Origin of the sequence: Nonomuraea sp. NEAU-A123 (assembly GCF_018603905.1) — a bacterium.
Lineage (GTDB): Bacteria > Actinomycetota > Actinomycetes > Streptosporangiales > Streptosporangiaceae > Nonomuraea.
Genome location: NZ_JAHFZZ010000048.1, coordinates 1 through 23,168 on the forward strand (window position 1 = coordinate 1; position 23,168 = coordinate 23,168).

At 68.2% G+C, this 23,168-nt stretch carries 25 protein-coding genes; 15 read left to right on the plus strand and 10 right to left on the minus strand.

What is annotated here, in order from left to right:
- Positions 1-556: 556 nt before the first annotated feature.
- Complete coding sequence (locus tag KLK06_RS58520; protein ID WP_214644582.1) at positions 557-958, minus strand: MerR family transcriptional regulator; 402 nt, start codon at positions 956-958, stop codon at positions 557-559.
- An 85-nt stretch (positions 959-1,043) separates the two neighbouring features.
- On the opposite strand from KLK06_RS58520, the gene KLK06_RS58525 reads away from it, so the two are divergent.
- From KLK06_RS58525 to KLK06_RS58535, 3 genes are all read left to right on the plus strand, one after another.
- A complete protein-coding gene (locus KLK06_RS58525; RefSeq protein WP_214644583.1) occupies positions 1,044-1,703 on the plus strand; it encodes an SDR family NAD(P)-dependent oxidoreductase in 660 nt (219 codons plus the stop codon).
- The gene (locus KLK06_RS58530) at positions 1,700-2,071 is read left to right on the plus strand and encodes a hypothetical protein (protein WP_214644584.1); all 372 of its coding nucleotides are present in this window, start codon (positions 1,700-1,702) and stop codon (positions 2,069-2,071) included. Before KLK06_RS58525 ends, KLK06_RS58530 begins: the two co-directional genes overlap by 4 nt.
- A gap of 195 nt (positions 2,072-2,266) precedes the next feature.
- The gene (locus KLK06_RS58535) at positions 2,267-2,698 is read left to right on the plus strand and encodes a hypothetical protein (protein WP_214644585.1); all 432 of its coding nucleotides are present in this window, start codon (positions 2,267-2,269) and stop codon (positions 2,696-2,698) included.
- Between the two features lie 80 nt (positions 2,699-2,778).
- Here the strand turns inward: KLK06_RS58535 and KLK06_RS58540 are convergent, their stop codons facing one another.
- Positions 2,779-3,372, minus strand: coding sequence for a GrpB family protein (locus KLK06_RS58540; RefSeq protein WP_214644586.1), 594 nt, complete (start codon positions 3,370-3,372; stop codon positions 2,779-2,781).
- A 160-nt stretch (positions 3,373-3,532) separates the two neighbouring features.
- Between KLK06_RS58540 and KLK06_RS58545 the strand changes: the two genes are divergently transcribed.
- The 4 genes from KLK06_RS58545 (at position 3,533) to mdlC (ending at position 8,633) form a co-directional block, all read left to right on the plus strand.
- Complete coding sequence (locus tag KLK06_RS58545; RefSeq protein WP_214644587.1) at positions 3,533-4,870, plus strand: acyl-CoA dehydrogenase family protein; 1,338 nt, start codon at positions 3,533-3,535, stop codon at positions 4,868-4,870.
- Entirely contained in the window at positions 4,867-6,084 is a 1,218-nt protein-coding gene (locus tag KLK06_RS58550) for a CaiB/BaiF CoA-transferase family protein (RefSeq protein WP_214644588.1), read from the plus strand. The genes KLK06_RS58545 and KLK06_RS58550 overlap by 4 nt, the downstream gene beginning before the upstream one ends.
- A 110-nt stretch (positions 6,085-6,194) precedes the next feature.
- Positions 6,195-6,974 (plus strand): crotonase/enoyl-CoA hydratase family protein, encoded by a 780-nt coding sequence (locus KLK06_RS58555; RefSeq protein WP_214644589.1) that lies wholly within the window; start codon positions 6,195-6,197, stop codon positions 6,972-6,974.
- A gap of 75 nt (positions 6,975-7,049) precedes the next feature.
- Positions 7,050-8,633, plus strand: coding sequence for a benzoylformate decarboxylase (gene mdlC / locus KLK06_RS58560; RefSeq protein ID WP_214644590.1), 1,584 nt, complete (start codon positions 7,050-7,052; stop codon positions 8,631-8,633).
- 5 nt (positions 8,634-8,638) lie between these two features.
- Here mdlC and KLK06_RS58565 read toward each other — a convergent pair whose 3' ends face one another.
- Entirely contained in the window at positions 8,639-9,901 is a 1,263-nt protein-coding gene (locus tag KLK06_RS58565) for a CdaR family transcriptional regulator (protein WP_214644591.1), read from the minus strand.
- Positions 9,902-10,026: 125 nt separating this feature from the next.
- Between KLK06_RS58565 and KLK06_RS58570 the strand changes: the two genes are divergently transcribed.
- The 3 genes from KLK06_RS58570 to KLK06_RS58580 are packed head-to-tail and all read left to right on the plus strand — an operon-like array spanning position 10,027 to position 12,427.
- Positions 10,027-11,148, plus strand: a complete 1,122-nt coding sequence (locus KLK06_RS58570; RefSeq protein WP_214644592.1) for an NAD(P)/FAD-dependent oxidoreductase — start codon at positions 10,027-10,029, stop codon at positions 11,146-11,148.
- A 56-nt stretch (positions 11,149-11,204) separates the two neighbouring features.
- Positions 11,205-11,549, plus strand: coding sequence for a PadR family transcriptional regulator (locus tag KLK06_RS58575; protein ID WP_214644593.1), 345 nt, complete (start codon positions 11,205-11,207; stop codon positions 11,547-11,549).
- Positions 11,546-12,427 carry a hypothetical protein gene (locus KLK06_RS58580; RefSeq protein ID WP_214644594.1) on the plus strand — a complete coding sequence of 294 codons (882 nt, stop codon included), beginning with the start codon at positions 11,546-11,548 and terminating at the stop codon, positions 12,425-12,427. Before KLK06_RS58575 ends, KLK06_RS58580 begins: the two co-directional genes overlap by 4 nt.
- Positions 12,428-12,446: 19 nt before the next feature.
- On the opposite strand, the gene KLK06_RS58585 is transcribed toward KLK06_RS58580, so the two are convergent.
- Positions 12,447-13,304, minus strand: a complete 858-nt coding sequence (locus tag KLK06_RS58585; protein ID WP_308169053.1) for an NAD(P)-binding domain-containing protein — start codon at positions 13,302-13,304, stop codon at positions 12,447-12,449.
- 31 nt (positions 13,305-13,335) lie between these two features.
- Here KLK06_RS58585 and KLK06_RS58590 point away from each other — a divergent pair, with 31 nt between their 5' ends.
- Both KLK06_RS58590 and KLK06_RS58595 read left to right on the plus strand, forming a co-directional pair.
- The gene (locus KLK06_RS58590; RefSeq protein ID WP_214644595.1) at positions 13,336-14,166 is read left to right on the plus strand and encodes a helix-turn-helix domain-containing protein; all 831 of its coding nucleotides are present in this window, start codon (positions 13,336-13,338) and stop codon (positions 14,164-14,166) included.
- A 197-nt stretch (positions 14,167-14,363) separates the two neighbouring features.
- Positions 14,364-14,849 (plus strand): MarR family winged helix-turn-helix transcriptional regulator, encoded by a 486-nt coding sequence (locus tag KLK06_RS58595; RefSeq protein ID WP_214644596.1) that lies wholly within the window; start codon positions 14,364-14,366, stop codon positions 14,847-14,849.
- An 85-nt stretch (positions 14,850-14,934) separates the two neighbouring features.
- Here KLK06_RS58595 and KLK06_RS58600 read toward each other — a convergent pair whose 3' ends face one another.
- Complete coding sequence (locus KLK06_RS58600) at positions 14,935-16,377, minus strand: serine/threonine-protein kinase (protein ID WP_214644597.1); 1,443 nt, start codon at positions 16,375-16,377, stop codon at positions 14,935-14,937.
- A gap of 195 nt (positions 16,378-16,572) precedes the next feature.
- On the opposite strand from KLK06_RS58600, the gene KLK06_RS58605 reads away from it, so the two are divergent.
- A complete protein-coding gene (locus KLK06_RS58605; protein WP_214644598.1) occupies positions 16,573-17,559 on the plus strand; it encodes an NAD-dependent epimerase/dehydratase family protein in 987 nt (328 codons plus the stop codon).
- Between the two features lie 26 nt (positions 17,560-17,585).
- On the opposite strand, the gene KLK06_RS58610 is transcribed toward KLK06_RS58605, so the two are convergent.
- Complete coding sequence (locus KLK06_RS58610) at positions 17,586-18,353, minus strand: SDR family oxidoreductase (RefSeq protein ID WP_250907720.1); 768 nt, start codon at positions 18,351-18,353, stop codon at positions 17,586-17,588.
- An 83-nt stretch (positions 18,354-18,436) separates the two neighbouring features.
- Here KLK06_RS58610 and KLK06_RS58615 point away from each other — a divergent pair, with 83 nt between their 5' ends.
- On the plus strand, positions 18,437-19,357 hold the full coding sequence (locus tag KLK06_RS58615) for an RNA polymerase sigma-70 factor (protein ID WP_214644599.1): 921 nt from the start codon (positions 18,437-18,439) through the stop codon (positions 19,355-19,357).
- A gap of 254 nt (positions 19,358-19,611) precedes the next feature.
- On the opposite strand, the gene KLK06_RS58620 is transcribed toward KLK06_RS58615, so the two are convergent.
- From KLK06_RS58620 to KLK06_RS58630, 3 genes are all read right to left on the minus strand, one after another.
- Positions 19,612-20,043: a nitroreductase family deazaflavin-dependent oxidoreductase gene (locus KLK06_RS58620; protein WP_214644600.1), complete on the minus strand. Its 432-nt coding sequence runs from the start codon at positions 20,041-20,043 to the stop codon at positions 19,612-19,614.
- Positions 20,040-21,050 (minus strand): alpha/beta hydrolase, encoded by a 1,011-nt coding sequence (locus KLK06_RS58625; RefSeq protein WP_214644601.1) that lies wholly within the window; start codon positions 21,048-21,050, stop codon positions 20,040-20,042. The genes KLK06_RS58620 and KLK06_RS58625 overlap by 4 nt, the downstream gene beginning before the upstream one ends.
- Positions 21,051-21,150: 100 nt before the next feature.
- A complete protein-coding gene (locus tag KLK06_RS58630; RefSeq protein ID WP_214644602.1) occupies positions 21,151-21,681 on the minus strand; it encodes a PadR family transcriptional regulator in 531 nt (176 codons plus the stop codon).
- A gap of 134 nt (positions 21,682-21,815) precedes the next feature.
- Between KLK06_RS58630 and KLK06_RS58635 the strand changes: the two genes are divergently transcribed.
- Positions 21,816-22,298 (plus strand): hypothetical protein, encoded by a 483-nt coding sequence (locus KLK06_RS58635; protein ID WP_214644603.1) that lies wholly within the window; start codon positions 21,816-21,818, stop codon positions 22,296-22,298.
- 2 nt (positions 22,299-22,300) lie between these two features.
- Here the strand turns inward: KLK06_RS58635 and KLK06_RS58640 are convergent, their stop codons facing one another.
- Positions 22,301-23,161, minus strand: a complete 861-nt coding sequence (locus KLK06_RS58640) for a haloalkane dehalogenase (RefSeq protein WP_214644604.1) — start codon at positions 23,159-23,161, stop codon at positions 22,301-22,303.
- Positions 23,162-23,168 lie beyond the last annotated feature (7 nt).

Here is a 23,168-nt window from a genome sequence, read left to right on the forward strand (position 1 = left end):
GCGAGTCCTTCCGCATGAAACAGGCACGAACCCGGACAGGCAGACGCCTCACCAAGAAATAGTCAACTACGAAGACGTGGGGACCTTTACTTGGCCACCAGCGGCGACACGCACCCGACCATTGACATTTGACCAGGCTGACCAGGCGCCCGTGCCCGCCTGAGCGACCTGCCGAGAGGTCCGCGTCGCAGCGGGTGGATGAAGCCGAAGAGCAGGTCCGGCGATTGTTCATCACCCGGGAGCCCCTGAAACGACGGGATCCCTTGACACCTTCGGCTGTGCTGCCGGCGCTGCGCGATGTAGACCGAGATCGACCCGCTGATCGTAGGCTGACGGTGTAGGCGCGGCTACCGAGGTCGGCGTAACTGTGGGCAACGGCGTTCACAAGAGAGGTCGCCGCGCCGAAACCCGCGCCAACCGCCAGGGCACTTGCCGTGATTCCCATGGACCGGATCACGCGCGAGCGGTCCAGCCGACGGCCATGTCGTTGATCGTTAGTTACGATGCTTTTCCTACCGCACAAATCACGCTGTCTGCGGAACGATCAATTCTGGTGTCAGGCCGCTGGTGGAGCAGGGGGAGTTGGCGGCACACCTGCTGCCTGATGTAGCGCCGCGTCGAGGATCGAGTCCAGGATCCCCTGCGAACTCTGGAGCTGAGCGATCATCTTGGCGACGTGAGTGCGTTCGCGCCGCAAGTCTTCGATGAAGGTCGGGCAGCCGGAAGGCACTATCAGTTCGTCGTCTCCGTGTACGCAGTGCAGAACCCGGGCGATGACAGCGGTGGAAAGCCCGGCGGCGAGCAGGGCGCGGATGTGGCGCACTGCCGCTGTGTCCGCCTCGGCGTACTCGCGGTAGCCGTTGTCCAGGCGGACCGGCCTGAGGAGACCCTGCTCCTCGTAGTAGCGCAGCAGTCGCCTGTTCACCCCGGTCTTGTGAGCCAGGTCGCCGATCCGCATTCGGTTCCTTCCCCCTTGACCTTCACATGGATGTGATGCCTTACCGTCCCGAGTATCGCTGATCTAGAAAGTAAGGAGTATGTCAATGCCGGGTGCCGTGATCATTGGTGCAGGTCCGGGGATCGGGCAGGCGGTGGCTCGTAGGTTCGCCAGGGAGGGGCTGCCGATAGCGCTGATCGCTCGGAGCGACCGGACGTTGCGTGCCGCGGCCAAGGCGGTTGCTCCCAGTGGAGTCCCCATTGTCACGTTGGCGGCCGATAGTACGGACCAGGCCGGGCTGAACGCCGCGCTCGACGAGGTCGTCCGCGAGCACGGTGTGCCAGACGTCGTTGTGTACAACGCCGCGATCATCCAGGCGGACGCGCCGGGCGAGCTGTCGGTACGCGGTCACATGGAGGCCTGGGCGGTGAACGTGGTCGGCGCGCTCAACGCTGCGGCTCACGTCGCTCCTGCCATGGCGGCACGCGGGAACGGAACGATCCTCATCACGGGCGGCATGCCCGAGCCCAAGCCGCAGTATGTGAGCCTCTCCCTGGGCAAGGCAGGTGTCCGTGCCCTGGTCACGCTGCTCGACCAAGAGTATGGACCTGCCGGGGTGCACGTGGCGAGCGTCACCGTGGCCGGTCCGGTCGCCCCAGGTACCGACTTCGACCCTGACGACATCGCCGAGCACTACTGGCAGCTGCACTCGCAGCCACGACACCAGTGGGTGCGGGAAGCTCTGCACGCAGGTTCCCCGCGATGACCGGAGCCGGGGCCACAGACGTTCTCACCAGGTTGCTCCATGACTGGCAGCGGGCCTTCAACGCACACCATCCGGCTGAGATCGCCGCTCTGTTCAGCCAGGATGCGCTTTTTCAGGGCATCAGTCCGCAGCTTGGACACGGTCCGCAGGAAATCTTCGACTATTACGCCAGGGTCGCCCGCGGTACGACGGCACAGGTCAAGGTGGTTTCCGGCGGTCGGCTGAGCCAGGAGATCGTGCACGGATTCGCGGAGGTGACCTTCACCGCGCCCACCGGTGACGTCCACCTGATATGCCTGTCCATCGTGGCCAAACGGGCGGACAGCGCCCGGCTCATCCACCAATACCACGCCGCCACACGTCAATGACCGGAGTCATCACCTTCAGTCCATGCTCCGTCGTAGAAATACGTGAAGGCCTGCAGTCATCGTGTGTTTCGCCTCGGCTGCTCGCGGGCGGAGGTTCGGCGGCTCGGGAAGTCGGCACCTGATCCGGCGGAGTCTCATCAGAAGTGGCGCATTCCTGGCCTGTGCAGTTGTGGAGGCGGGTGCGAGGATGGCCGGATGGAGGTGGCGTTACGCGCCCTTGAAGTGGCGGCAGTGCTGTTCGCCGGGTTCGTGATACCGGTATTTATGCGCCGCCGCGCCGCCGGCGCCAGAGCGAAGGTTGAGGCCGCGCTGGCCATCGGTGCAGAGGTCGGCTCGCTCAGGCTCATCGTCGCCGTGGCCGTACGGGAGGGAGCCTTGTGGCAGACAGGCACCTTCCGGCACGTCGAGCGCCGCATCACCTGGCGCGGCCCCTACGAGGAGATCGACCTGACCGGCGCGTCCGTCCGATCCTGGCGGGAGCTCGAGAAGTCGGAACGGAAAGAGGTGCGCCCGTACGCGATGTACGTGGCGCTCCTCTGCGTCCACCCCGAGCTCGACGACTTCGAGCTGACGGCGGCGCCGGATGACCTGCACGTCGTGGCCGAACTGCTCGGCCTCGAGAAATGACCGCTACCCCCACCATCCGGGCTACGACTTCAGGAATGCCAGGTCCCTGACCTGCGGGTGGAGCGACAACAGTTCCGTGATCACGCGCCAATTCGATTGTGGCTCGGAGCCGGCTGCCAGCCGGTTTCGGCTGCCCAGCGTTCAGCCGCTGTCATCAGAATTGCCGTGGCCGGGGCCTTGATCTGTCCGTAGTCGAGGAGGTCCGGCACGCTGAGAGCCAGGCGCTTCTTGAACGCCCCCCATGCTTGACAGGCGGCATCATCGGCGCGCAGGTAGTCGCGGAACAGCAGGGCGAAGCGGACGTTCGGCCCGTCCACCTCACGCAGATGGACGTTGCATCGTCGCGCACCGACCGGCGGCGCGAATACCAACTTCCGGCACTCCCGTCCGCCCGAGATCTCCGTACGGTTCCAGGGCTCCGGCCGACAGCGGAAGCCGATCGCGGCGAGGAGCCTGATCTGCTCATCCTCGTCGATCGCGTCGACGAGGACCTGGATGTCCACGCAGTCCTTGGCGGCCAGGCCCGGCACTGCGGTGGATCCGACGTGGTCAATCGCACGGGCTTGGCCTCCGAGGGCGCCTTGCAGCGTCCCGGCCAGTTGCTCGAAGTCCACTGCCCACTGCGACCGGTAGTCCACTACGGCAACGGCGGCCGACTCGTCAGGGAAAGGCATGCCCCTAGTTTGGCGGCGGTGTGGATGACGCGCGGGCGCTGCCGGGCGAATTGGGCTTGGGATACCAATTTGAAACTAAATGTCGTGTTTGGCGGACAATGGCTGTTTCGCTGTTCCCTCCTAGCGTCGTTCTCATCGACGCGATCGGAAGGAGCGGAACATGAAGGTGACACACGGCACAGCAGCCGACCCGGGCCAGGCCGTCCCCCATGGCGCTTTCCCGAGCAGCAATGGAAGGCAGTCCGGGGTGGAGCCGCCGGTGCTGGGCGGACCGGAGCATTCCGACTACTACCTGCTGGACAGACTGCTCACCGACGAGCAGCGCGCCCTTCGGCAGAAGGTCCGCGACTTCATGGACCGAGAGGTCACCCCGATCATCAACCCCTACTGGGAGCGGGCGGAGTTCCCCCACGAACTGGTTCCCAAGCTGGGGCAGCTGGGCATCGCCGGCTTCCAGATCGCCGGCTATGGCTGCCCAGGCATGAGCAACCTGACGGCCGGCCTGGTGATCCTCGAACTGGCCCGGGGCGATCTGAGCATCTCCACGTTCGCCGGGGTCCACTCGGCCCTGGCCATGATGTCGATCGCGCTGTTGGGCTCCGAGGAGCAGAAGCAGCGCTTCCTGCCGCCGATGGCGCGCCTGGAGAAGATCGGCGCCTTCGGGCTGACCGAGCCCGCGCACGGCACGGACGTGGTCAAGCTGGAGACGACCGCGCGCCGGGACGGTGATTCCTACGTCCTCAACGGCTACAAGAGGTGGATCGGCAACGCGAGTTTCGCCGACTACGTGATCATCTGGGCCCGCGGCGACGACGGGCACGTGGGCGGCTATGTAGTCGAAAAGGGCACACCCGGGTTCGACGCCCAGGTCATCAAGGGCAAGACGGCTCTGCGCTGTGTCCAGAACGCCCAGATCTCCCTGACCGACGTCCGGGTGCCCGCCGAGAACCGCCTGGCGGGCGTCAACACCTTCCGCGACACCGAGAAAGTCCTGCTGGCCTCGCGCTTCTGCGTCGCCTGGGAGGCGATCGGGGCCGCCATCGCGGGCTACGAGACGGCTCTGGCCTACGCCAAGCAGCGCAAGCAGTTCGGGATGCCGCTGGCCGCCTTCCAGCTCATCCAGTATCGGCTCTCTCGGATGCTGGCGGACATCACCGACATGCTGTGCATGCAGTACCGGCTCAGCCAGCTCATGGACGAGGGTGAGTACTCGATGCCCCGGGTCGCGCTGGCCAAGATGCACTACACCGAACGGTCCCGGGCCATTCTCTCCGACGCTCGCGACATGCTCGGCGGCAACGGGATCCTGCTCGACTACCACGTCGCCCGGCACCTCTGTGACATCGAGGCGATCGACACGTACGAGGGCACCGACACCGTGCAGGCGCTGATCGTCGGCCGCGACATCACCGGCTACAGCGCCTTCGTGCCTCTGGCGCCCAGCGCCCCGGAACAGCGGGTCAGCCACGGCTCCACCGAAGGCAAGGAGCAGTCATGAAGAACCCGCCCCTCCTGGAGGGACTGCACGTCGTCGATCTCGCGAGCTTCATCGCCGGGCCTGCCGCGGCCACCGTCCTCGGTGACTTCGGCGCCGACGTCGTCAAAGTGGAACCACCGCACGTGGGCGACGCGTACCGCTCGCTCAGCCGCGTCCCTCCGAACCCCCATGTCGAAGGGGTCAACTACCCCTGGCAACTGGACAACCGCAACAAGCGCGGCATCGCGCTCAACCTCAAGTCGCCCGGCGCCCGGCCCGTGCTCGAGCGTCTGGTGCGGTGGGCCGACGTGCTGATAACCAATTTCCCGCCGCGGACACGGGCCAAGCTGGGCCTGGAGTACGACTCTCTGGCGCCCCTCAACCCCCGGCTGATCTACGCCGATGTCACCGGCTTCGGCGAGGAAGGTCCGGATGCGCATCTGCCCGGCTTCGACGTGACGGCGTACTGGGCGCGCAGCGGCCTGATGGACATCACCCGCCAGATTGACGTGCCGCCGGCCATGAACGTGTTCGGATCGGGTGACCACTCCACGGCGATCACCCTGTTCGCCGGGATCATGACCGCGCTGTACCGGCGGGAGAAGACCGGCCAGGGCGCACGCGTCACGGCCTCGCTGTTCGCCGAAGGCGCCTGGGCGGCCGGCATGTGGCTGCAGGCCGTGCTGGTCGGAGCCAAGCCCCCTCGCCCCATCAACCGGTCCGACCCGCCCAACGCGCTGGGGAACATGTACCGCACGGCCGACGGCCGCTGGATCATCCTCGTCTTCGTCAACGAGGACAAGCAGGTCCCCGGCTTCCTCAGGGCCATCGGTCATCCCGAGGCGGCGGAGAACCCGCGCTACGCCGACACCCCGAGCCGCCGCGCCCACGCCGCCGAGATCGTCGCCCTGCTGGACAGGACGTTCGCGACTCGCTCCCTGGCCGAGTGGCGCGAGGTGCTCGACGCCGAGAACCTCACGTACGGAGTCGTCCAGACGCTTGAAGAGTGCGCCCAGGACCCCCAGCTCCTCGCCAACCGGGTGTTCGTGCCGATCGACGACAGCAGCGACGAGCCGCACCTGACCATCGACAGCCCCGTACGGCTGGACCAGGAACAGAAGGTCCGTCCGGGCCCAGCCCCCGACCTGGGCGAACACACCGAGTCAGTGCTCCGCGACCTCGGCTTCGACACCGCCGGAATCGAGGACCTGCGCAAGTCCGAAACCGTCGTCTGAAGCCGCGGCTCAGCAGCGCGAGAGAAGCAGCGCGAGAGAAGCAGCGCGAGAGAAGCAGCGCGAGAGAAGCAGCGCGAGAGAAGACGCGAGGGAAGAAGGGAAACACCATCATGGCCACGGTCACAGACACGCCGACCGTACGGACCGAGGAAATCGACGGCATCCTGGTGATCACGATCGACCGGCCGGAGGCCCGCAACGCCGTCGACGGGGCCACCGCTCGGGGCCTGGCCGCCGCCGTCGACCTCCTCGAGGCCCGCGACGACCTCAGAGTCGGCATCATCAGCGGGGCCGGCGGCGTCTTCAGCGCGGGCATGGACCTCAAGGCCTTCGCGGCCGGAGACACGCCCATCATCGAAGGACGGGGCTTCGCGGGCATCACCCGCGCCCAGATCAAGACCCCGCTCATCGCCGCGGTCGAGGGCTATGCGCTGGGCGGCGGAACCGAGATGGCGCTCGCCTGCGACATGATCGTGGCCGCGCGGAACGCCACCTTCGGCCAGACCGAGGTCCGCTACGGGATCGTGCCACCCGAAGGGGGCATGGTGCGACTGCCCGAACGCATCCCGCGCAACATCGCCCTGGAGCTCCTGCTCACCGGCGCCGCCCTGCCCGCCCAGCGGGCCGAGCGATTGGGCCTGGTCAACCACCTCACGGAACCGGGCGAGGCACTGAAGAAGGCCCTGGAACTGGCCACCAGCATCGCGCACAACGCGCCCCTGGCCGTGGCGGCCGTCAAACGCGTCGTCAACGAGCGGCGAGTGTTCCGCGATCAGGACGCCTTCGTCGAGCAGGACCGGATCGTCGCACCAGTTCTGGCGTCCCATGACGCGCAGGAGGGTGCCCACGCCTTCGCGGAAAGGCGCTCACCGCGCTGGCAAGGCCGATGACACCCGCCCTGCCTTACAGGCTGCTTGCCGCGAGAAAGGCGACTGACGATGACTGAACAGTCCACGGTGCGAAGCGTGACCTACGATCTGCTACGGACCCTCCGCCTCACCACGGTCTTCGGTAATCCCGGCTCCACCGAGCAGCCGTTCCTGCAGGATTTCCCGCCGGACTTCACCTACGTACTGGCGCTGCAGGAGGCGTCCGTCATCGCGATGGCGGACGCCTTCGCGCAGGTCACCCGGCGCCCGGCATTGGTCAACCTGCACTCCGCGGCCGGTCCGGGCAACGCCATGGGAAATCTGATCGCGGCTTACCACGGAAACACTCCCTTGATCGTCACCTCGGGACAGCAGCACCGGGAACTGGTGATCGGGGAGCCGTACCTGGGCAACCGGGAGGCCACCACGTTGCCGAAACCGTGGGTGAAGTGGTCCTACGAGCCGGCCCGCGCCCAGGACGTACCGGAGGCGTTCATGCGCGCCTACGCGATCGCGCTGCAGCCACCGGCAGGACCGGTCTACCTGTCCGTTCCCATGGACGACTGGAAGGAGCCGCTGTCCGGTCCCGCCCGGGTGCGTACGGTGAGCGACCGGGTCGCCCCCGACACAGAGCGGCTGCGGACTTTCGCCGACCGCATCTCCGGCAGCCGTCGTCCCGCGCTGGTCTTCGGGCCGGAGGTGGACCGGGCCGGCGGATGGGACGTGGCCGTCGCCCTTGCGGAGAAGCTGCGCGCGGCCGTCTACGGCGCTCCGCTGCTGGACCGCGCCTCCTTCCCGGAGGACCACCCGCTCTTCCGCGGCCCGCTCGGGATGTCCGTGAAGACCGTCAGCGACCGGTTGACCGGGCACGACCTGGTGGTCGTGATCGGCGCGGAAGTGTTCCGCTACTACCCGTACGTGCCCGGCGACTACCTCCCCGCAGGCACCGAACTCCTGCAGATCACCGCCGACCCAGAGGTCGCCGCGGCGGCGCGAGTCGGCGACAGCCTCATCGGCGATCCCAAGACAGCGATCGAGCTGCTCCTTGACCTGGTCACGGAGGGATCCGCCCGTGCCATGCCCGAGCCGATGGCGCGGCCCCGCGAGCTGCCGCAGGTGCCGAACAGCCCGCTCACCCCGCCGGAGGTGTACGCCGCCCTCAGCAGGGTCAGGCCGCCCAACGCGGTCATCGTCAACGAATCGACCTCCACCATGGCCCAGCAGGCCGAATGGCTTCCCACGGTCAGGTCCGGATCGTTCTTCGCCACAGCCAGCGGGGGCATCGGATGGGGCACCCCGGCAGCGGTGGGAGTCGCGCTCGGCGACCGGGACAGCGGCGTCGACCGGCCGGTCGTCGGCCTGATCGGCGACGGCTCCTTCCAGTACTCCGTGCAGGCCATCTGGACGGCGGCACAGCACAACCTCCCGATCGTGTACGTGGTCATGCGCAACCACGAGTACTCCATCCTCAAGTCGTTCGCGGTACTCGAGGAAACACCGGGCGTTCCGGGACTCGACCTGCCGGGGCTCGACATCGCCTCCGTGGCCCGCGGCTTCGGGTGCCGCGCGGTCGACGTGGAGACCACGGAGGATTTGGAGCGGGAGTTCAAGGTGGCCCTGAGCGCCGACACCACCACGGTCATCGTGGTCCCCACACAGCCTCAGAAAGCCATGTTGTAGGGCACTCAAGTCGGCGTGCTACGAAGGAGCGTCGAGCCGAGGTATTGAACGGCGCGCAGCGCGACTTCCAGATCGGCGTGCCCTTGCTGGACCGGGTGTCCGATGATTTCCTCGGCTTTCCGGATGCGGTACTGCACGGTGTTCTTGTGCAGAATTTGCGCGCTGGCGGTGGCGGTGTAGCTGCAGCCGGTGTCCAGGAAGATCTGCGCGGTCTCCCGAAGCCGCGCGCTGCTCTCGTCATCGATGGCCAGCGGGCCCAGGATGCTCCACACCCAAGCGCGCATGTCATCGACGTTCGTAGCCATCAAGGCGATGGGAGCGACAGTGGAGAAGTCGGTGAACTGGGGCGCCGCACTGGCCACTGCCGCGAGTTCCTGCGTGCGCAATGCCTGCCGATGCGTGGAGCGGAATCCCTCGATGCCGTACCCCACGCCCCCGGCGCACACGTGCACGGAAGGATCGCTGCGCTCGACCACATCCGACAGCTGTTCCCAGGAGACGTCGCTGTGCGAGCCGAACGGCAGCCAAACCCAGGACAGAACTGCATCTCGGGGGACGAACAGCGGCCTGGCGGGGCAGCCGAGCTTCCGGGCGATCTCGTTGGTGATCCGATCGAGTCGAGCGAGTCCCGCGCCGCCACCCGTCAGCGTGGGCAACCAGGCCACCAGTCCGAGGTGGTTCTGCCGGAGTCGGTAACCAAGGGCTTGTTCGGCCCAGTCGAGGTCGACGTCCTCCTCGCCGAGGATGTCTCGCACGCGCGCGGCGCGCGTGGCGGTCTGGCTGAGCAGCCAGTGATCGCGTTCCTGCTGGTAGACCACGATGACGTGCTCGGTCACCCGGTCGATGTAACCGAAGCTCACCTGCAGCATGCGCCGGTTGGTCGCGGTGGAGAGCTCGTCGCCGGTGCCTTGCCGGTTGAGCTCGTCCAGACACCACTGCAGGAAACGCCAGTGGCCGATCCTGTAGGCCCTGCTCATCGCGCTGAGGGGGATGCCTCTCTGGGCCAGCCTCCTGGCGTACTCGGAAGCGGCCGCGGGCCCCTCGATGTTGTCCAGAGGTATGTCGTTCTCGAAGATGTGCAGCAACGTGGCGACATTTTCCGCGATGCTCGCCTGAAGGATCTTGATGACGGAGGGGTCACCCCTGAGCTCCGGGATCTCGGCAACAATGTTCTCCGCGATGTCGCGGCTGACCTCCGAGAGGTGTGACCCTAGGTTCTCCGCGACCACGGACAGTTGTTTTGCGGCCTCAGGATGCTCCGCAGCCATATCTCCACCCTACAAGGCATGAATCTCGCGCCGACGGCCCCGAGTGTGGCAACGGTGTAGAGATAAGGGGCGGGTACCGTGCAAACCGTCGTATGAGTGGAGTGCCGCTCCTACCGTCCTAAAGTATGCGGACCGTTGATGTACTGGTCGTGGGTGCGGGCCTGGCCGGCCTGCGCACAGCCCGCCTGCTCGCGGAACGGGAACTCGATGTGCTGGTCGTCGACCGCCGCAGGTCGCTGTCGACGGGCATCCGGACGACGGGCATCTTCGTGCGGCGTACGCTCGATGACTTCGAGCTGCCGGACCACCTGCTCGGGCCGGGTATTCGGGACGTACTGCTGTATCCGCCGTCGCGGCGGGCGCCGATCCGGCTCACCAGCGACCGGGACGAGTATCGCGTGGCGGACATGGCGGCCGTCTACGAGCACGAGCACCGCGCGGCGGAGTCGGCCGGGGCGCAGGTTTTCTTGGGCGTACGGTATATCGACGCGTCGATGGGTTTTGTGCGGTTCGCGGGTGCGGAACCGGTGACGGCCCGGTTCATCGTCGGCGCGGATGGCGCCCGCTCCCAGGTGGCCCGTGATCTCGGCCTTGACGTCAATCGGCGCTTCCTGGTCGGTGCCGAGATCGTCCATCCGATCGCGTCGCGCACGGCCACTCCGGTGTTCCACTGCGTGCTGGACCCCCGGGTCGCTCCGGGCTACCTGGGGTGGGTCATCGACGACGGCCGCCATGCGCATGTCGGCGTCGCGGGATATCCGGCCGCGATGCGCACCGGCGTCCGCCACCTGCTGGACGCTTTCGCCGCGGACGCGCCCGGCCGCGCGGTGCCGACCGGTCCGGTCGAGCGTCGAGGTGGTCCGATCCCGGTCGGCGGTGTGCTGCGACGGTTGGCGTGCCCCGCCGGGCTGCTCGTCGGAGACGCGGCGGGCGCGGTGTCGCCGTTGACGGCCGGCGGGTTGGACCCCTGCTTACGCATGTCCGAACTGGCCGCGGGGCTTGCCGCCAGCTACCTGCGTACTGGCGACCAGCGCGTATTGAGCCAGTACGACGGGGGCGCGCTGCGGACCCGGTTCCGAGGACGGCTGTTGCTGCGCCGCGTGCTCGCCGGCATCCGATCCCCAGCCGCGGCGGAGGCGGCGGTGGCCATGCTACGTGGTCGTGCCGGTCGTGCCTTGGCAGCGCGGATCCTGTTCGGCGACGGCTCGTTTCCCGACGTCAACGCGCGGCTCGCGGAACGGGCATGACCGACGCTCAATGAGGCGCGTGACAATAGCTCGTCGCTCGATATATCGTGACGCGTATGATCAAAGACTCATCCGTGATGAGTGAGCCGGCCTACTTCGTGCTGGCCGCGCTGCTCGATGGTCCCCTGCACGGTTACGGGATCATCAAACGGGCCAAGGAGCTGTCCGACGGGAGGGTGCGACTCGCCGTCGGCACCCTCTATGGCGCGCTCAACCGCATGTCGGGCAGCCAGCTCGTCGCCGTGGACCGGGAGGAGACCGTACAGGGACGGCCCCGCCGTTATTACCGCCTCACCGAGGAGGGCCACCGGGTCCTGTCTGAGGAGGCGGCGCGGATGGAACAGGCGGCCAGAGTCGTCACCCACCGCGCGGCGCCCTGGGCCGGGACGGCGCAGGCATGAGCCGCTCGCTCGCGGAGCGCTGGTATGAGCTCGTCCTGCTGACGTACCCCAAGCACTACCGGGCGGAGTACGGCGCCGACATCATGGGGGCGCTCATGGCCGGGACCCGCCGGCTGCCCTCCATCCGGGAGACGGTCGTCCTGATCCTTGAGGGCGTGGGCGAGCGCGCGAGGGGGTCGGCCGCGGATCGTGTGCCGTGGTGGGCCGATGGCGTGCATCTCGGCGTCACGGTCATCGCCGTGGCGAACCTGACCTACGCCCTCATGGACCGCGCCGGGCCGGCGTGGATCGCCGTCTCCACGGTGCTGATGCTGACCCTGATGCGCGGCTGGGCGCGGGTGTCCCTGCCGCTCGCCGTGGCCGTCGCGGTGTCGACGGGCCGCGTCATGATGTTCGGCGGGGACGTGACTGCGTGGGGCTCCGGCCTGCTCGGGCCGTCCTACCACAACTGGGTGTCCTTGATTCCGTACGGGCTGCTGGCGGCCGGTGCGGCCGTCCTCGCCGTCCGCCGGCCACGCGGCCTCCGGCGACGCTCGTGGTTCTGGCCCGCGATCCCGGTCGCCGCCGTGCTCGTTTCCTACGTGCTCGACGGGCCGTACGGCGAGCTGTGGGCGGTCGTACGGGCGGGGCTGGAAGCCGGGTTCCTGCTCGTGGCGGTGTGGGCCACGGCCGTCGCCCGCAGCCCGCGCTGGATCACGGCCGCCGCGATGTACGTGCTGCCGATCCAGGTCACCGCCGCCGTCTATACACAGTCGGGTGCGCTGGATCGGGCTTACCATGTCCTCCTCGCGGCCCTCCTTCTGTCCGTCACCGCGGCGCTCTGGCTGGGGACCGGCGGCCGGCGGGACGCCCACCCGCCTCCCCTCGCCGAGCGCTGAACTCCGGGTTCCAGAGGAGTCAGTCGTCGTTCGGGATTCTGGCCTCGCCTGCCGGCCGGCGGGCCGTGGTCTCGATGAGCTTGCCGACCTGCGCTGCCGGAACGGCGATGCCGGGTGTCTGGAGAGTCCAGCGGAAGAAGGCCTCAATGCTCATGGCGGGCGTTTCGCCGAGATAGGGGTGGACGTATACCGGTGTGTTCGGTTCGCTGCGCCAGCTCGCGGCGAGCGTGCCGATGTCCACCGCGTCATAACCGAGGACGTCCAACAGCCGGGTGGCCTCTGCCTTGGCTTCTGGGTCGTCGCCGGCGATGGGCAGGGCGCTGCGGTCCGGCGCCCCCGTGGGCCGGGCGAGGGAGAACAGCTGGTGCGGAGTGATGTTGTTGAATGCCTTGACCACCTGGGAGGCCGCGAGGTGGCGTTGCAGCAGAGCGCTGGAGGTCAGTTCGCCCGCGTCCAGTTCGGCCAGGTGGCCGTCCCGCTCGGGGTAGTAGTTCGCCGTGTCCAGCACCGTCTTGCCGGCCAGAGCTTCGGCGGGGAGGTGTTCGTAGGCCTTCAGCGGGATGGCCGCCACCACCAGGTCTCCGGCGCGTGCCGCTTCTTCCGGTGTGGCCGCTCGGGCACGCTCGCCCAGGTCGGCGACGAGATCAGCGAGTGTCTCAGGGCTTCGCGAATTGCTGAGGACAACCTCGAGGCCGGCCGCGACGGCCAGGCGGGCAACGGAAGAACCGATCATTCCGCTGCCGATGAGTCCGAGTGTTTGGGGCATGGCTTCTTTCCGTTCGTTCGTGTGGATTCCGGGTAAAGAGCCGGGGGTGGCTCGCCTGACAGCGTGGGGCCGTCGCGGTCGCCCGAACAGGTCCGTGTTCTGCGTACTCACGGCGTGATCACCCTCGGCGTAGGGTTGTCGCGTGGACGACAGGGCCGAGCTGAGCGGGTTCCTCAAGTCACGCCGTGCCCGCCTGCGCCCGGAGGACGTCGGGCTGCGCGACTACGGCGGAATGCGCCGGGTCGCGGGCCTGAGGCGTGAGGAGCTGGCCCGGCTGGCGGGCGTGAGCATCGCCCACTACACGCGGCTGGAACAGGGCAAAGGCGACAGCGTCTCCGACGAGGTCCTGGATGCCATCGGCGTGGCGCTGCGCCTGGACACGGACGAATTGGCGTACCTGCACCGGATCGCGCGGCGTCCTCAGGTGTGCTCGGGGGCTGCGGCCTTGTCCGATGTGCCTGCGGGCTTGCGTTACCTGCTGGAGTCGTTCGTGATGACGCCGGCGCTGGTGGTCGGCCGGCACACCCAGATTGTCGGCTGGAACCAGCTCGCCGTGGCGGTGTTCGGCGACTTCCCCGGGCTGCCGGAGGGCCGCCGCACGTTCTCGCACCTGCTGTTCACCGAGCCCTACCTGCGTGAGCTGCACCGTACCGGTTGGGAGCGGGCGGCACGCGAGCACGTGGCGCATTTACGCGTACTGCTCGGGCGGTATCGCGGGGACGTCGGACTCACGGCGCACATTGACCACCTGCGGGAGCTGAGCGCGGACTTCGCCCGGATATGGGCGGAGCACCCGGTCGCGCGGGTCCGGTCCCGGGTGTACGTGCTGCACCACCCGGTCGTGGGCGAACTGACCCTGTACGGCGAGCTCATCGCGCTGCCCGACGAGCCGTCGTGCTGCGGGCTGGACCTGTTCGCCGCCGAGCCGGGCTCGGCATCCGAGCAGGCGCTGCGGAAACTCGGGAGCCCATAGCGCCTTCGTCAGGGTTTCGCGGGTGCGGAACCTGTCCACTGCAGGTGCGCCGACGAGGCGTCGAGCTCCGCTCTGACGGAGGGCAGAGTGATGGTGACGTCGAGCAGGTCCATGGCTCTCCAGTTCGCGGAAGTTGGCATCCGATACACTAGCTGCATTGCTAAGTATCTGAGCTGTGAAGATAAATGGAGCCTCGCATGCCCGTCAAACCGCATGACGACCACGCGGACGACCTTGCGGACCGGATCGTCGCGTCCATGACGGACCTGGCTGGAGCCCTTGGGCGTCTGAACGACCTGATCGCCCAGCACCTCGGCATCGCCCAGACCGATCTGCTCTGCCTGCACGCGCTCAATCGCGCGGGAGCTTCCACGGCCGGCGCGCTCAGTTCGCAACTCGGGCGGACTACTGGCGCGGTCACGCACATGATCGACCGTCTGGAGAAGGCGGGCTATGTCCGGCGCCAACCTGACCCGACGGATCGCCGCCGCGTACTCGTCGAGGCTTCGGCTCCGGGACTCGAACGAATCGCTTCGTTCTACGAGGGGCTCGATGTCCGCAGCCGCCGTTTGATGGCCACCTTCTCCGGTGATCAGCTTGCGACGATCCACGCGTTCCTGCTGAGCAGCTACGAAGACGCCACCGAAGAGTGTGATCACCTGATCCAGCAGCGAGGACGATGATCTACGTCTTCTTGCAGGAGGCTGAGGATGGCTCCATCCTGCAACAGTACAAGACCGACAGCTTCGGGCCGGTCCGTTGAGTAGCTCAGCTGAAGCCGTTGGGGCAGAGGAAGGTTCTGATGCTGGCCGGCGCGGTCGCGAGGAGTGCCGGGCCGTTCTCCAGTGAGCAGAAGTTGCTGCCGATCTCGGCCTCGACGAATTGGGTCGCGTTCCGCTTCGCGATCAGGTCGACTCCGCCGACGCTCGGGGAGTTGAGCTCGGCCGCGACCCAGAAGCCCACGCACCGCTTGCGCTTGACCACCGAGTCCTCCGGCAGGCTGCCGTGGTTCAGTACGGCGGCCTGCCGGAGTATCGAGTCCTCGGACGCGCACGGCAGGCCGGTGGCCGAGTGGCGGGGGCTCGGGCGCGCGCTCGTCTTCTTCTTTGTGGTGGGCGTTTCCTTGGGGGTCTTCCTCGTGCTGGGTGTTTCCTCGGGGGTATCGCTCGCCGTTGGCGTCTCGTCCGGGTCCTCGCTCTCGTCCGGAGTCTGGGTTTCCGCGTATGTGGACGAGGGAGAGGCGCTCGGGCTCTGGAATGCCTCTGGTGTTCCCGCCGAGTTCGTCGCGAAGATCGTGCCGACGGCTACGAGCGCCGCTATGACGGCCGCAGCCGACCACAGCGGCACCACGCGGCGTTTGTCGGGCGGCGGCAAGGGGATCGTCGTGCCCGCCCTGATCGCGGTGACACGGGCGAGCAACTCGTTCGTGGCGGGCCGGGCCGCCCGATCCTTGGCGAGCGCGCTCCGTACGAGGTCGCGGATCTGCGCGGGTACCCCGGACAGGTCGGGATCGACGCTCATGACGCGGTAGGCGAGGACGTCGGGGGCTCCGGTGCCGAACGGCGGGCGGCCCGTCGAGGCGTACGCCATCAGCGCGCCCCAGGCGAAGACGTCGGCGGCGGCGTCCGCCTGGTCGCCCCGGTACTGTTCGGGACTGATCCAGCCGGGCGTCCCGATCAGCGCGCCGGTGCCCGTGAGCCCGCTCTCGTCGAGGGCCCGGGCGATGCCGAAGTCCAGGACCTTCGCGCCGGAGGCGGAGAAGATCACGTTCCCGGGCTTGAGGTCGCGGTGCACGATGCCGGCCCGGTGGATGTCGGTGAGCGCCTCGGCGATGTCCACGCCGAACGAGAGCAGCTCGTCCGGCGCCAGCGGCGCGTTGTCCCGCACGTACGTGTTGAGCGTCGGGCCGGGCACGAACTCGGTGGCCAGCCAGGGAGGCATCGCGGCGGTGTCGGCGTCCAGCACCGAGACCGTGCAGCGCCCGCGTACCCGGGACAGGAGATCGACCTCACGGACGAAGCGGGCGCGGAAGTGCGGATCAGCGGCTAACCCCGGATGGATGACCTTGACCGCGACCCGGCCGCCGTCGGCCGCGATCCCCGCATAGACCACCCCCATGCCCCCGGCACCCATCCGGCCGACGATCCGGTAGGGGCCGATCGCCTCGCGCTCGTCCATCTCCAGGGGGCCGAAGCCGCCGGGGTCACTCATCGAGGGCTCCCGATCGCCAGATCATCGCAACAGCATGATCCTATTGACGAGTGCTCCGGAGTGCTCGAGGTGCCGGATGGCCTTTCGCTACTTAGGGGATTGACGTTGACGACATCGGGTCCGCTGTCAGTGAACCAGGTCTGCTGTCGGTGAACCCGCCTGGGTATTCGGTGTTCGCGGTGCTTGGGTGTCGGGATGGAGATATTGGTTCTGGGTGGAACGGCGTGGGTGGGCCGGGAGCTGTCGCGGCAGGCGATCGAGCGTGGCCATCGGGTGACGTGTCTGGCGCGCGGTGAAAGTGGGGGAGTCGCGGACGGAGCGACGCTGGTGGTCGCTGATCGGCGCGATCCTTCGGCCTACGGGCCGCTGCTCGACCGCGAATGGGATGCGGTCATAGAGGTGTCGTGGCAGCCGGGCTTCGTTCGTGAGGCGCTTGACGCGCTGGGTGGCAGGGCCAGGCACTGGGCCTATGTCTCCTCCGTCAGTGCTTACGCCTCCCATGCCGTGCTGGACGCGGATGAGTCCACGGCCCTGCTTGCTCCTACCGATCGGAGCGAGGTCGATCGGGAGGCGTACGGTGAGGCGAAGGTCGCCTGCGAGCAGGCGTCGGCGGCCGTCGTGGGCGACCGTCTCCTCATCGCGCGCGCGGGTCTCATCGGCGGTCCGGGCGATCACAGCGGACGCTCCGGCTACTGGGTGGCCCGTGCCGCACGCGATCCGCAAGGGCCGATGCTGGTTCCCGACGCGCCGGCCAAGCCGACGCAGGCGGTCGACGTTCGGGATCTCGCCGCCTGGCTGCTCGACGCCGCGGAGGCGAGGACCGTCGGCACGTACGACGCTGTCGGCCCGGTCGTGTCGTTCGGGGAGTGGATCGAGCTGTCCCGGGCCATTGGGGGGCACCTGGGTTCGATGGTCACCGCCGACTCGGCATGGCTGCTCGCGAACGGTGTGGCCGAGTACATGGGTGCCGAGTCGTTGCCGATGTGGGTGGTCGAGCCGGGTTGGGAAGGGTGGTCGGCCCGGAGCGGGGCCGCGGCGCGCGCCGCGGGGCTCCGTCATCGGCCGCGGGCGGAACTGCTGGCCGACACCCTGCTCTGGGAACGCGAGCAGGGTCTGGACCGGCCAAGACGCGCCGGCCTCAGCGCCGAGCGTGAGCGCGCGTTGCTCGACGCTCTCGGCTGACGGCCATCGCGCCCCTGCTTACCCGGTCACCACGCGACGGGGCCGAGGCGATCGATGAAGATTCCGGTCGGCCCGTCGGCGTCGATCATCGCGAGTTCGACGATCGAATCGGTGCCCTCGGTGACCGTCAGTTCGCCGGTGTGATGGTTCATGTCGGTGGCGGCGAATTTGCGGTTGGCGACTTCTCCGGGAGTGGCGACATTGAATTTGATCTCCGGGAGCGCCTGGGCGTACCGGACGGTGATCATGTTCAGCGCCGCTTTCGACGAGCTGTAGGCGAGCTCGTGCATTTTCGAGACGGGCTGCTCCGGATCGGTCACGACCGCGAAGGAACCACCACCGCTGGACACCATCACCACCCGCGGATGGTCCGCCGCCCGCAGCAAGGGGAGGAACGCATGCGTGACCCTGATCGGTCCGTACACGTTGGTGTCGTAGACGGAGTGAATGTCGTCAACCGTCGCGTCCGCCGGCGCGACCACCTTTCCTGGCGCGCCGGCGTTGTTGATCAGCACATCCAGCCGATCGGTGTGCTGCCGAACGAGCCGTACGGCCTCACTCACCGAGTCGTCCGAGGTCACGTCCAGCGGGACCATGACCACGTTCGCGCCACTGTCGGCCAGCTTGTCGGCGGCCGCCCGTCCTCGACCTTCATCGCGCGAGCCGAGAAAGATCGTCCAACCGTGTTCCCCGAGCCGCCGGGCCGCTTCGAAGCCGAGCCCCTTGTTGCCTCCGGTGATCAGCACCGAGGTCTGTTCCGCGTTTGTCATGCCCCCTAAGACGAGGTGCCCCATTCGGTTGTGACACGGTGTGAGCGGCCTCACAACCAGCAGCCTGCGCTACCCTCGTGGCGCCAGGGATTCAAGGACGGGTTGGGATGACGCGAGAGAAGGAATTCGAGGAACTTCGACCGCTGTTGTTCTCGATCTCTTACCGGATCTTGGGCAGCGTGACCGAGGCCGAGGACGCCGTCCAGGAGACCTGGCTGCGCTACGCGACGACCTCGACGCAACCGCGATCCACCAAGCCGTTCCTCTCGGCGACGGTCACCAGGATCTCGATCGACGTGCTGCGCTCCGCCCGGGTTCGCCGGGAGGAGTACATCGGGCCGTGGTTCCCCGAACCACTGCTCGCCGACCCCTACCAGGACCCGGAACGCGCCGCGGAACTTGCCGACTCGCTGTCGATGGCCGCGCTGCTGCTGCTGGAGCGACTCAGCCCGCTCGAACGCGCTGTCTTCGTGCTCCGGGAGGTGTTCGACTTCGGCTTTCCCGAGGTCGCGTCGGCGGTGGGGCGCTCGGAGTCGGCATGCCGCCAGCTCGCCTCACGGGCACGCCGCCACATGCGGGATGATCGCCCCCGGTTCGAGACCGACCGAAGGAAGCGCGAGGAACTCGCGGGACGATTCCTCCACGCGCTCAGGGAAGGGGACGTCGACGGGCTGCGCAAGGTCCTCGCCGCCGACGCTCAGCTGGTCAGTGACGGCGGCGGCAAGGTCGGGGGTACGAACCCCGTCTACGGCGTCGAGAGGGTCGCCCGGGTACTGGCCGCCAACGTGCCTCCGCTCACCCAGATCGGCGCCGTGCTGGAGGCGCACGAGGTGAACGGCCAGCCGGGCGCGATCCTCCGCGATCGCGATGGCAGGGTCGTCAACGCCTGGACGCTCGACATCCTCGACGGACGCATCCAGATCATCCGTTCGGTGATCAACCCCGACAAGCTCGGGCACCTGGGCCCCGTCGCGGACGCCCACGCGGTCATCCGCGAGAAGAACCAGGCTCGCCGGCGACCGACCTGACCTGCGGGATGTGCCGGGTATGGTCCGCTTCCGTTTGGCCTGGCCGAGCTGTGGTCCGATCTCCAAGGGGCGTGGCTGCATCTGCGTGAGCCCGTGGCGTCCACGTTCGAGGGGGCTCTGGTCCTGAACGGTCTTCCTTCCGCGAGCGCCCTGCTGTCAGGGGCGGTCGCCGCCTGGGCGGGGCGGCGGCTCAGCTCGGTGGTGGGGATCCGGGGTCGCTGGAGGATCGGGCGAGAGGGTCGCGCGCTGCTCAGCTAACTGGCTCGCTCGATGATCACGACCGGGATCTCCCTCGGCGCCTTTCGCTGATAGCCCGCGTACTGCGGCCATACCCCGGTCATGGTCTCCCACAGCCGAGGTCGCTCGTCGGCGGTCGCCGGGCGGGTCACCGCGTCGAACACGTCGGCGCCGACCTGCACCCGGACCCGCGGTTCGGCGAGCAGGTTGTGGAACCAGAGCGGGTGGTCGGCGGCGCCGCCGTTGGAGGCGACCACGAGGTAGTGCTCGCCGTCGCGGCCATAGATGAGCGCGGTACGGCGGGGGAGTCCCGAGCGGCGGCCGGTCGTGGTGATCAGCAGGGTCGGTGCGCCGTGGAAGAGGTGGCCGTGAGCGCCGTCGGACTCGACATACCTCTTGACGTGGCCGGCGACCCACTTGGTCGGGCTGTCGGTCGGCTCCTGGCTCATCGGGCCGCTCCGCCCACGCGGCGGTCGGCCCAGTCCCGGGCCTTGGCCAGCCAATCGGGCGCCGTACGGTGCGCGTTGAGCACATGTCCGGTGCCGGGGACCAGGATGGCCTCCAGTTTTGCCCGCGGGCCGTAGAAGGGGGCCTCTTGGGCACGGAGTTCGGTGGAGGAGTGGGTCGGGGCGAGCAGCTTGTCGTACTCGCCGGTGACGATCAGCACCGGCACCTGGATGCTCTTGTTGATGGAGGGCGGGGTGTAGGAGTCGCCGGGCGGGAAGACGTCGGTGGTCTTGGTGGCCTCGTCGGCGGCGATGACCTTGGGGTCGGCGTTGGGGCGGTGGTAGAACCAGGTGGCCCGCAGACCGGGCCGGGTGGTGAGGTAGCCGTCGTCGAGCCCGCGCTTGGCGAAGCGCGGGTCGTCGGCCGCACGGTAGATCTGCGCGCCCATCTGCTCGAAGGCGGCCTGGTTGGGCACACTCGACTCACCGGTGAGGATGACGCCGTCCACCTCGGCGGGATGGGTGGCGGCGAGGGTACGGGCAAGGGTGGAGCCCAGCGAGTGGCCGACCAGAACGACCTTGGTGAAGCGGCCGCCGCCGAGACGGCCGGCGCGGAGTTGTTCGATGAGCTGGCGTACGACGATCTGGTGGGTGTCCTGCCGGAAGCGGGCGCTGGGCGGGTACGTGCTCGCACCGGTGCCGAGGCGGTCGATGGCCAGCGTGGCGTAGCCGGCGGCGGTCATCGTCTCGACGTAGGAGGGGCGTCGCCGGTCGCCGCGCGCCTGCCAGTAGGCCTGGCCGTAGAAGCCGCCGGGGATGAGCAGTTGAACGGTGGCGGTACGGCCGCGCGGCAGGCACAGGGTGCCGGCCACGCGCTGGTCGGCGGGGCCGCCGGAGGTCATCGCCACTTCGGCGCTGACCGGTTTGCAGGTGGTGGTGGCGTTCGCCGCTTCCGGGGGCGAGGCAAGAGTGAGCAGGAGGGTTGCCGCTGCTGCGGTACGGACGCGCATGGAGCTCCTTCGCGGATGGATAGCCAAATTTGGTTAACCAAATTTGAGTATCGAACTATGGCCCACCCTCCCTCCCACCGTCAAACCGGCAGGCGAGCGATCAGGCCGGCTCCGCACCCCGTTCCAGCCGTACGATCAGGCCCTGGGTCCATGCTGCGTCGCCCGCGGCCTGCTTCGCGCGCAGGTCGAACAGCTCCGTCAGGTGTCCCGGTCGCACACTCTCGCGCATCACGCCCTCGATCCGCGCCCGCTCGTCTTCCATGGCGCGCAACCGCTCCTTGAGCAGCGCGATCGCTTCCTCTTTCGGCAGTGCCGGCAGCAGCGCGATGGCCGCGTCGAACATCTCCGGACGCCGGTCGGGCACGCTCAAAGCGGTCCTGAGCAGCCGCAGGAACTCCGCCTCACCCTTGTCGTTGATGGCGTAGTCGACTCGGCCGGGCCATTCGTGCACCTCGGTGGCGTCCAGTAGCCCGTCCTTGGCCAGTTGACGGAGGGCGTGATAGATCGATCCTGACCTGAGCCCTGCCCATTGCCCGGCCTCCCACGACTCCAGTTCGGCGCCGACGAGATAGCCGTGTGCCTGGCTGAGCCGCCGTACCACGCCCAGGACCAGCAGTCGCGTCGCCGACATCGTCTCCCTCATTCGCCGAACGCGGCCCCCACTGCGTGACCGCGCGCCCGACCTAGGCTAGACGGGCTCCCCACTTGTTCTGCTGCGGAAGGCCCGCTCTGGCCAGGTGGTGTCCTGCGTGTCACCATTCGCAGATGATCGAATTACCGCCGGTGGGCGAGAGACCCGGCAAGCGGATGGTCTTGGCCGGTGCGGCGGGGATCATTCTCACTGTCGGTCTCTTCGCATGGACCGCGCTGATGACCGCGCTCTTCCCTGACTCCCCGTTCTGCGGGGAGTACACCGGCTGTCTCGGCCTCCTTGTGCTGGCGTGGGAGGTCGGGCGCTGGGTCGTGATCGTCCTGGCCTGGCCGTTGCTGTATCTCCTGCGCGTACGGCCATCCTTGCCCGTCGCCGTTCTGGCCGCACTCCTGCTGATGGTGATCTGGCGGTTCGCCGAAGCGCGGCTGGCTCTCTCGTTCGACGTCTCCTTGATGCTCATCCTTTTCAGCGGCGTGATCGCGTATCCGGCTGCGGCCTGGTTGGCCGGGACCCGTATCTCCCGGCCAACGCTCGTCCTGTCCGTCGCCTCGTTGCTCGCGTTCTACCTGCTGGCCACCGCACTCCTGCCTGACTGACGTCAACGAAGGTGGTGCCTGTCCGCCCAGGCCGCGATGGCCGTGGCGATCGCGACAGGGTGGTCCTCCGGCGTATGGTGCCCGGCGACGGCCTCGGAGCGTTCGATCTCCAGGCCGGCCATGTTGGCCGCGCACCACGCGACGATGCCTTCGTGCATCATCGCCCCCGGGCCGGGCGCGAACGTGAGCAGCAGCTTGGGCACGTCCGCACTGACCGCCAGCCACCGGTCGTACGCCTCGATCCTGGCCACGACGTCGGCGGGCTCGCCGCCCAGCGGCATGGCGCGTGGCCATTGCAGCAGCGGCAGCCGGCTTTCGCGCGTCGGATACGGCTTGCGGTAGACGTCGAGGTCCCCCTGGGAGATCGGCGTGGCGGTGGTGCCCGGCAGGCCCTGCTCGATGAAGGCGTTGTCGTCGAGGATCATGCCCTCGCCGACCCCCTCGGTCTTGATCGCCCGGAACAGCTCACGGCCGCCCTCCGGGAACTCCTCCCAGGCCATCGGCTTGACGATGGTCTCGGTGAACGCGATGCCGCGCACCCGATCCGGGTGGCGCGTGGCCCAGTCAAAGGCCAGGGCGCCACCCCAGTCATGCCCCACCAGCACCACGTCCTGGAGGTCCAGCGCGTCGAACCAGGCGTCCAGGTATCGGGCCTGGTCGGCGAAGGTGTAGGCGATATCCGGTTTGCCCGAGTCGCCCATGCCGATGAGGTCGGGGGCCAGGAGCCGTCCGGCTCCCACGGCCGGCATGACATCACGCCACAGGTGGGACGAGGTCGGGTTGCCGTGCAGGAAGACGATCGGCGCCCCGGCGCCGGACTCCCGGTAGTACATGGTCGAGTCAAGAATGTGCTGAACAGGCATGATCTTG

Coding starts and splice junctions, on each gene's coding strand:
- KLK06_RS58520 (WP_214644582.1), bottom strand. CDS start 958: ATGCGGATCGGCGACCTGGCTCACAAGACCGGGGTGAACAGGCGACTG.
- KLK06_RS58525 (WP_214644583.1), top strand. CDS start 1,044: ATGCCGGGTGCCGTGATCATTGGTGCAGGTCCGGGGATCGGGCAGGCG.
- KLK06_RS58530 (WP_214644584.1), top strand. CDS start 1,700: ATGACCGGAGCCGGGGCCACAGACGTTCTCACCAGGTTGCTCCATGAC.
- KLK06_RS58535 (WP_214644585.1), top strand. CDS start 2,267: ATGGAGGTGGCGTTACGCGCCCTTGAAGTGGCGGCAGTGCTGTTCGCC.
- KLK06_RS58540 (WP_214644586.1), bottom strand. CDS start 3,372: ATGCCTTTCCCTGACGAGTCGGCCGCCGTTGCCGTAGTGGACTACCGG.
- KLK06_RS58545 (WP_214644587.1), top strand. CDS start 3,533: ATGAAGGTGACACACGGCACAGCAGCCGACCCGGGCCAGGCCGTCCCC.
- KLK06_RS58550 (WP_214644588.1), top strand. CDS start 4,867: ATGAAGAACCCGCCCCTCCTGGAGGGACTGCACGTCGTCGATCTCGCG.
- KLK06_RS58555 (WP_214644589.1), top strand. CDS start 6,195: ATGGCCACGGTCACAGACACGCCGACCGTACGGACCGAGGAAATCGAC.
- KLK06_RS58565 (WP_214644591.1), bottom strand. CDS start 9,901: ATGGCTGCGGAGCATCCTGAGGCCGCAAAACAACTGTCCGTGGTCGCG.
- KLK06_RS58570 (WP_214644592.1), top strand. CDS start 10,027: ATGCGGACCGTTGATGTACTGGTCGTGGGTGCGGGCCTGGCCGGCCTG.
- KLK06_RS58575 (WP_214644593.1), top strand. CDS start 11,205: ATGATCAAAGACTCATCCGTGATGAGTGAGCCGGCCTACTTCGTGCTG.
- KLK06_RS58580 (WP_214644594.1), top strand. CDS start 11,546: ATGAGCCGCTCGCTCGCGGAGCGCTGGTATGAGCTCGTCCTGCTGACG.
- KLK06_RS58595 (WP_214644596.1), top strand. CDS start 14,364: ATGCCCGTCAAACCGCATGACGACCACGCGGACGACCTTGCGGACCGG.
- KLK06_RS58600 (WP_214644597.1), bottom strand. CDS start 16,377: ATGAGTGACCCCGGCGGCTTCGGCCCCCTGGAGATGGACGAGCGCGAG.
- KLK06_RS58605 (WP_214644598.1), top strand. CDS start 16,573: ATGGAGATATTGGTTCTGGGTGGAACGGCGTGGGTGGGCCGGGAGCTG.
- KLK06_RS58610 (WP_250907720.1), bottom strand. CDS start 18,353: ATGGGGCACCTCGTCTTAGGGGGCATGACAAACGCGGAACAGACCTCG.
- KLK06_RS58615 (WP_214644599.1), top strand. CDS start 18,437: ATGACGCGAGAGAAGGAATTCGAGGAACTTCGACCGCTGTTGTTCTCG.
- KLK06_RS58620 (WP_214644600.1), bottom strand. CDS start 20,043: ATGAGCCAGGAGCCGACCGACAGCCCGACCAAGTGGGTCGCCGGCCAC.
- KLK06_RS58625 (WP_214644601.1), bottom strand. CDS start 21,050: ATGCGCGTCCGTACCGCAGCAGCGGCAACCCTCCTGCTCACTCTTGCC.
- KLK06_RS58630 (WP_214644602.1), bottom strand. CDS start 21,681: ATGTCGGCGACGCGACTGCTGGTCCTGGGCGTGGTACGGCGGCTCAGC.
- KLK06_RS58635 (WP_214644603.1), top strand. CDS start 21,816: ATGATCGAATTACCGCCGGTGGGCGAGAGACCCGGCAAGCGGATGGTC.
- KLK06_RS58640 (WP_214644604.1), bottom strand. CDS start 23,161: ATGCCTGTTCAGCACATTCTTGACTCGACCATGTACTACCGGGAGTCC.